Source organism: Chryseosolibacter histidinae (genome assembly GCF_018598225.1).
Taxonomy (GTDB): domain Bacteria; phylum Bacteroidota; class Bacteroidia; order Cytophagales; family Cyclobacteriaceae; genus Chryseosolibacter; species Chryseosolibacter histidini.
Genome location: NZ_JAHESF010000005.1, coordinates 287,347 through 294,926, shown reverse-complemented (window position 1 = coordinate 294,926; position 7,580 = coordinate 287,347). Strand labels below are relative to the sequence as shown.

Sequence of the window (7,580 nt, the reverse complement as noted above, 5' to 3'; positions counted from 1 at the left end):
AATCCGGGGGGTCAACTTGCAGCAACAGGGGGTCAATCAAAAATGGAATGAGGGGTCAATGCTCGCAGGAATAGCTACGCTCTGTCATGAAATACTACGACGTCCTTGCAGCAGCATGGCAACAGCACCCTGCCATTGCAGCCACCACATCATGCAACGCGTTGCCTACCAACATATCTTCGAATACTGTAATTAACGACGAAGATGGTAGCGGAGCGGAAGACGACCTTGTTATCTATGAATGCAATGTGAATGATAATTTTCTCGGCGTATTCGGGATACCGCTCGTAGCAGGCAGAACATTCTCGAAAGACATAAAGACTGATGCTGAGCAAGCGGTACTCCTTAACGAAACCGCGGCAAAGGCGCTGGGGTGGAGCGCCCAAGAGGCGATAGGCAAACAGTTTATACATAATGGGCCAAAAACCGTGGTGGGGGTGGTCAAGGATTTTCACATGCACTCTTTGCACCTGACCATTCAACCCCTGCTTTTACGATTCGATCCCACGTGGTCTAACTACATTGCGGTGAAGATCCAACCCGGCAAAAGCGCTGAAGTTATCGGGCTACTGGAATCGACTTTGACGAAATATTCTCCCTACCCTTTCGATTACCGGTTTCTCGACGACCATTTTAACAAGTTGTACAGTACCGAGCGTAAACTCGGGGAGATGTTCGGTTTCTTTACGATCGTGTCTATTCTCATTGCCTCTCTCGGCGTATTCGGCCTTGCGGCGTTCTCTACCACGCAACGCACTAAGGAGATCGGCATACGCAAGGCACACGGCGCCACGGCCAGCGACATTGTGATTCTGTTTGCGAAAGGCTTTGTATACCTCATCATTATCGCTTTCTTTCTATCCGCACCGCTTGGCTGGTATCTTATGGAAACCTGGCTTGAGAACTTTGCCTACCGTGTTGATATAAGTTGGTGGATGTTTGCATGTGCAGCGTTGCTGGCTTTAACCGTGGCAGGCTTGACTATAGCTTATCAATCTTTTAAGGCATCGCTTACTGATGCAGCAACCACGCTTAGGAATTAAATGAAGCCACATCAGCGGCGGGCAATGTTCGAATGTATTGCCGCCTTCGCTGCCGCCAAACATTACTACAAGATCTGCTATTAGTATTCTCGGTAAATAATTTAAATTCAATTTTTCCATAGTTCTTTGGCAATTGCCCGGAACAATGGAGCGCTGCGGTCAATAACAATGCAGAAAATGCTAAAATTAAGTTACCCATGCTTTCAATTACATAACGTTATGATTCTTTCTTTAATGTCCAAATGATGATGCTTTGCGCTTTTATTCCTCCAGCGCATTGATGAGTTCATCAATTTTTTTCAGGTTGGATGTGATCGCCATGCTCACCCACCATTTACTTAGAAAAAAAACTGTAACTCCCAGTGTAATGCAGCCAACACAAAGGGCAATAATGCCGGTTGTAGCAAACAGAGGTGATTCCAAAAATCCAAGGAAAAATAAAATACAGACAGCTATTGCGGGTATAATAGCCCAATAGACCGCGGTATCTATTAATCGTTTTTGACCAAGAAGAAAGATCCTGGTCTTATAGAGATATTCCGAATAGGTACCTGTAAGATCTTTTGGCTCATTTTTCTTTGCTTTACGAAGTTGCATAACCACGTTTATGGCAAAAAGGACTGCCAAACCAGAAGCTATTTTGGATAGGATAAACGGAATAATGTAAATATAAAACATGAATACGAGGAGTATTATCAATGTTACTACCGTTGCCCTTCGATTGCCAGACCTGATCATCCCATGAAAGCGATCCACGGTTTTCTGCACCTCGACCATAAGGCGTGATCTCTCAAACTTCACACGCTCGCGGTTAGGAGACGATTGCCAGATTTTTATTAAATCATCTTCCATCACGATCCTTTATTTATACAGTTCAACAATTTCATTTTAATTCTCCTGACCTTAACCGCCACATTGTTTTCTGTCAAGCCGGTGATGTCAGAGATCTCTTTGTACGATAAGTCCTCTAAATAGAGTGTCGTCACGGCCTTATCCGCATCGTTTAACTTTTTGATGCAGCGCTTGAGCCTGATCAGTCGTTCCTGTTCTTCCTGATTGGGCTCATCCTCGCTTATGTTTTCGATCGTCATACTGTCCAACTTTTGGAAGCGCGCTCGTTTTTTCAGTTGCTTCATTTGCTGGCGAAGGCAAACGTTGAGTGTAACCCGAAACATCCAGGTACTAAGCGAAGACTTCTCCTCAAACGAGGCCATCGACTGCCAAATATTGATCAACACCTCCTGAAAAAGGTCTTTCTTGTCTTCGGCATCTTCGGCATAAACAGAGCAAACCCTTAACAGCTTCTGCTGATTGTGTTCTAACCCCTTCAGAAAGGTGATTTCAAGATGATCCATTCAAGTTCTTCGGTCTACCTATTTAGTTACAAGGGTTTAGAAATTATGACACCCGGCCGAAAATAAATTATCGAACTAAGCCCAGTTCAACAGAAAGTGTGCTCAAAGCTCGCTGACCGGGACTTGCTTAATAATCTATTTGTCTAATACTTTGAGGAATTTGGCTCTTGCCATATGGTGTTCGCCCTCCGGGTAAGTAATTTTCACTTAAGTTAAAATGAAGCTAAAATATCGTCACTACTTTTGCCTGGGCGAAGTGTACATAAAAAACTTGACCCACCAGTTAAATTTAATAATGGCCGATAAACATTTACCTTATACTACTGATTTCCCGCCTTGCCGGTAGCTTAAACAATGGATATGAGCGATAATTTTGACGTGTTAAAGGCGCATCTCAGCAATTTTGCTGCGCTGACCAGCAAGGACCTGGATGCGACGCGACCGTTCTGGAAAACGAGAAAAATCAATAAGGGTGATTTCTTTAATATGCAGTACGTAGTTTGCAACGACCTGGGGTTGGTTATTAAAGGTATCTTCCGGATCTATTATGCCGACCCTGAAACGGGTGCCGAGAAAAACCTCTATTTTTTTTCAGAGAATCAATTTCTTGTATCCTTCCGCAGTTTCATTACCCGAAAAGCCTGCCATTATTTCATACAAGCTATGGAAGACTCTGAGATCGTTTACATTTCTTACAGCGATCTGACCAATCTATACAATGCACATTCCAACTGGGAAAAATTCGGTAGACTGCTTGCTGAGTTGTTTTTTACCTACTCACAATCGCGGGCTGAAGAATTGCTCTTTTTTACCCACGAACAACGGTACATTCGTTTGATCGAAGAGCATCCCAACATTATTGACCGTATTCAGGCATATCACATCTCATCATATTTAGGCATAACCAATCCTTCCCTGAGCCGCATCCGTAAAAGGATAAATCGATAACTTTGCTCCGTGCTGCTGTTGCTCAACAGTTATGTAACTGAGCTAACTTGTTTGACCTTTGAGCAGAAGTGTTTGTCAATGCCTCTCATGCAGCTAAGCAAACTCAGGTAACGACGTCAAGCCGTCACCCGAGGCACTCTCAGTTAAATGAAAAGGTTAAAACAACCATGGCTCAAGATGGCGCTTAACGTGACGGTGTGTTCCGGTTGATTTTCCTTTGCCTGACAACTTGATAAACGGTTATCCCAAGAAAGACAATAAAAATCCCCAACAACGATTTGGCAATGACGGGGTCCGTTATGTCTTTAGCTAACGGTTGCGCGATTGGGATCCGTGTTAATGTTTCGTTTACAGTTGGGATCAGTGATAGAAAAAGACTGAACGAGAAGAGAAAATTCTCAAAGTAACGAACTGAATTATTACCACTTCGTTTGTAAAAAAGAAAAGACGCTATCGCCACCACGATAATGATCAGCAACGAAAACGCATGCCCGGGATTAAAACCGCCATGCCTGGAAATACCCAAAGCGGTTAATGATGTGATCAGCGTTCCGTACAAATAAATTTTTCCGGAGCGCGCGGCCAGATTGATTTTGGCGAATTTCACAAAGGATGTCAGCGCAGCGCCGATAGCAATAACACCGATTGTTGTGTGGAAAATGCCGAGATTGGATAGTGCCATATATTCTATTTTTTTCCACAAATCTTTGAAGAAAGAAACAGGGGCAATTTCACTTAAGTTAAAATATCAGATTTTTCTAAAAAATATTTTTACTTCATTGCTACCGCCTGCGGATACTTGGCAGATGGCATGCGCCGCACTTGCCACATGTTCGGGCCGGATCAAACTAGGCAAAGCGGTTATGGAGCTAGAGGAAGATGTGATGGATGAATTTCTTGAATAATTTTAACACAAAAGCGAGAATGGATTTAGATAAAATGTCCCAGCATCATAGAGACCGAATAAGTGATATGGCCGTTTTCTTTGTTGTGCCTTCGTACCGGAAAGAAGTTCTAAGAACTGATCACGAACATAAATTCCATAATAACAAAGAACATCGTTCCGATAAAGAACAGAAGCAGCGCAATCAATACGTATATGTAACTATCCCTTTCCATTGACACAATCTTTATGATGTTACCACCCTGGACTAAAGTTCAGGCCCAATGTACCTTTGGCGAATCGGTCGCCGCGCCATGGAAAGGCATAGTAAGGCTCAACAACCAGCAGGCCAAAAACATTTACACGCAACGATATGCCTGCACTCAAAAATGGTACTCTTTGATTGGATGATTCCGGATCCGATTTCAATTGTGGTTTTTCACGTGCCGTCCATGCAAGACCTGCATCGGTAAACAAGGCCAGTTCGGTAAACAACAATTTAGATCTTATTGGAGAGAGTCTTTCCGGGCCTGTCAGGGTTATACGCCATTCAGCATTGGCAACTGCTATTCTGCTTCCATAGATCTGATTTATGGCGTATGCATCACCCTCTTCAGTCGAATACCCTGTGATGTTGTCAAGACTGTTACCTCTTGTCAACGTTGGATAAGCGAAGCTTAATGGATAAATTCGCTCACTTTCAGCATCATTACCGAAGCGTCCGACGTGGAGGAATCGAAAAGCTATCGATGTAGGATTTAGAAAAAAATATCGCCTGTAGTCGAGCGTTATGGTATGATAATCCAACGCGTCATAAGTTTTTTCCAGCTCAAGTCTGTATCGGCTGCCGCGCATGGGCGAAGCAATGCCAAAAAAAGCGTTGTCAAAGACATAGGCAGCATAGGTGCTTCCAAGCCTGTAGCCTTCAGGCGCATCCAGTTTTTCCCTTTCCTCTCGTATTCTGTAACCACCTGAATAATGATTATGGTAACGGTCAAGACGGAATGAGAAAAATGAGTAGCCTGATCCAAGTTCGAGGCGCCTTGTAGTTGAAAACGGCAAATACACAAACCCGCTGATATTTTTATCAAAGGCCCGGAAAACATCCAGCACCAAGTTGGTAGTTGATAGTGTGTCTTGTTTTATGTAGACGGTATCTTGTTTATACCCCAGGACTGCAGAGCGGTAAGGCGTATGAGAAGCGGTAAAGCCCCAATTGATCCTGTTTTTTTGATTCAAGTAGGTGGCCTGTCCGCCAAAGTCATAGATCTCTCCGTTCAACGCCAGGGTCGTAGATACTCTGTGATAACCCATCATGTCACCGAACAACATATCTACGCCTCCTGACATTCCTGTACGCGTGCCGAATGCACTTGTAGAAACGCCAATGCCTACCTGATTGCCAATGTATTCCAAACTCAATTTTGGCCTGTAGGGATGATCTTCACTTTCAAGGCGTTTAACACGTGTGAATTCAATTTCTTTAACAGTCCCGGTTATGCTGTCCTCCCTGCTTTTTGGAGGAAGAATGCCAGCTGAAAAATCTACATCCAATGGATTAATCTCACGTCTGTGAAATTCATCGGGGCGGGCTAAAAATATAGCATACGAATTATCTGAATAATAGCTATAGGTTAAATTCCCGGTGCGGGATGAGACGCTGAGTGCAGGAGAATAGGCAGTGATACCTGTAATACCTGTAACGTAATCTGTGAGCTGGTAAACCTTACCATTCTCTATTGTGTGCAAATACAGGTTTCTGAATCCATCGCGGTTTGACAGGAAATAGATGGACTTTCCATCAGGTGAGAAGGCAGGATTGAGATTTTCAGCGCCGTGAAAAATATCCAACACAATAACATCTCTTTGTTGCATGTCATAAAGAGAAAGTTGCAAGGCTTTGCTTTTATAACTCTTACCTTTTGCCGGGCGGTCTGAAACAAACAGGATGAAACGGCCATCTGGTGACCACTGGGGCTGAATATCCGAATACCAGTCGTTGGTGAGTTGTGTTACTTTTTTCGTTCTTATGTTGTACAAGTACAGATCGCCCTGGCCATTCACCATCCCTGATATCACAATATGATCACCATCGGGCGACCATGAAGGATTGCTGAAGTAGGGCACCCCCTGAATGTTTACGGTCGTGGTTTTACTTTTTGCGTTCACATCCATCACCGAGAGCACGCTGCTTCCCTTGCTGAAGCCCACAAATGCAAATTTGTCACCTAAAGGAGACCATGTTCCGGTTGACTCTATGTAACTAAAATCGTCAATGTGGCTTACACGCGCTGTTGAGGAAAGGGTCTTAATAATTTTGCCGGTCCGGGCATCGGCCAGGAAGAGGTCGATTCCAAAGATGTTTCGCTCTGAGAGAAACGCCACGTACTGGCCATTGGGACTTATTACAGGCGCGATGTTAATTTTGCCGGCCTTCTTTCCGATAAGTAAGTTTCCGGCAAGGCTATCCGCCTTCAAATCACAGTACTTGCTATAGTATTCCGTAAGGTTTCTTTTCCATGCTTCGGAGAAAGCTTTCTCATCCAGCCCGGTTAGCGCTTTGATCGCGTCGTTATATCCGAGCTTCGCAGTTTTTCGGAACAATGGATAAACGATAGTATCTCCGAACACGCCCGTCATAAAAGACCAGAACGCCTGACCATAGCGATAAGGAAAATACTCGCTGTTCCGAGTCATTTCTTTCAATGTAGGAAACTTTTTTTGCCGCAGGGCGTCGCGCATCCACATGGCCGTATGCGGATCAACGTTTCCAATTGAAAGGAACTCCGCCAATCCCTCTACCATCCAAAGCGGGAGGTTTTGAATGTCGTTAAGCGATAGCGAGTCCTCTTTGTTTTGGAGCAGCTTATACTGAAATGCATGAACAAGTTCATGACCCAAAACGTGATTTGTCTGCGAGTAGAGCTCCATCACAGGCATCACCACGCGATTCCTCAGCGCTTCGGTAACACCCCCGGTTCCAATACCCACGCTCCCTAATATGGCATTCGTCTGCCAGAAGTCTGCATGATTTGAATACAGGATAACTGGGTTCCGCTCGGGAAAAGTATCCCTGAAAGTTTTTTGATGCGCCTGATACCAGCTTTCACCGGCAGCAGAAAACGTCTCGACCAATGAATCGTTTTCGAGGTAGTGGTACAGCTCGAAATGCGGGCTCTTATGAACTTTGAAATTGAATTTTTCATAGTTGGGCTTATTCCTTCCAAACTGTTGAGAATAACCGTTGTCGCACAGGACCATTATTAACAAGATAACCCATAACACCAAACCTAGATTCCGTGCCATAATTACCTCCTTTGTAAAATATGGTTAGCTCACTACTATCCCTTT

7 protein-coding genes are annotated in these 7,580 nt (G+C 44.1%); 3 read left to right on the top strand and 4 right to left on the bottom strand.

What is annotated here, in order from left to right:
- Positions 1–86: 86 nt before the first annotated feature.
- Complete coding sequence (locus KK083_RS07605; RefSeq protein ID WP_254162126.1) at positions 87–1,043, top strand: ABC transporter permease; 957 nt, start codon at positions 87–89, stop codon at positions 1,041–1,043.
- A 261-nt stretch (positions 1,044–1,304) separates the two neighbouring features.
- Here the strand turns inward: KK083_RS07605 and KK083_RS07600 are convergent, their stop codons facing one another.
- Both KK083_RS07600 and KK083_RS07595 read right to left on the bottom strand, forming a co-directional pair.
- Positions 1,305–1,895 carry a hypothetical protein gene (locus KK083_RS07600; RefSeq protein WP_254162124.1) on the bottom strand — a complete coding sequence of 197 codons (591 nt, stop codon included), beginning with the start codon at positions 1,893–1,895 and terminating at the stop codon, positions 1,305–1,307.
- The gene (locus tag KK083_RS07595; protein WP_254162122.1) at positions 1,895–2,398 is read right to left on the bottom strand and encodes an RNA polymerase sigma factor; all 504 of its coding nucleotides are present in this window, start codon (positions 2,396–2,398) and stop codon (positions 1,895–1,897) included. The genes KK083_RS07600 and KK083_RS07595 overlap by 1 nt, the downstream gene beginning before the upstream one ends.
- Before the next feature lie 360 nt (positions 2,399–2,758).
- Between KK083_RS07595 and KK083_RS07590 the strand changes: the two genes are divergently transcribed.
- The gene (locus KK083_RS07590; protein ID WP_254162120.1) at positions 2,759–3,346 is read left to right on the top strand and encodes a Crp/Fnr family transcriptional regulator; all 588 of its coding nucleotides are present in this window, start codon (positions 2,759–2,761) and stop codon (positions 3,344–3,346) included.
- 184 nt (positions 3,347–3,530) lie between these two features.
- Here KK083_RS07590 and KK083_RS07585 read toward each other — a convergent pair whose 3' ends face one another.
- Entirely contained in the window at positions 3,531–4,028 is a 498-nt protein-coding gene (locus KK083_RS07585; protein ID WP_254162118.1) for a hypothetical protein, read from the bottom strand.
- Between the two features lie 25 nt (positions 4,029–4,053).
- Here KK083_RS07585 and KK083_RS07580 point away from each other — a divergent pair, with 25 nt between their 5' ends.
- The gene (locus tag KK083_RS07580; RefSeq protein WP_254162116.1) at positions 4,054–4,251 is read left to right on the top strand and encodes a hypothetical protein; all 198 of its coding nucleotides are present in this window, start codon (positions 4,054–4,056) and stop codon (positions 4,249–4,251) included.
- Between the two features lie 233 nt (positions 4,252–4,484).
- Here the strand turns inward: KK083_RS07580 and KK083_RS07575 are convergent, their stop codons facing one another.
- Positions 4,485–7,535: an eIF2A-related protein gene (locus tag KK083_RS07575; RefSeq protein ID WP_254162114.1), complete on the bottom strand. Its 3,051-nt coding sequence runs from the start codon at positions 7,533–7,535 to the stop codon at positions 4,485–4,487.
- Positions 7,536–7,580: the final 45 nt, after the last annotated feature.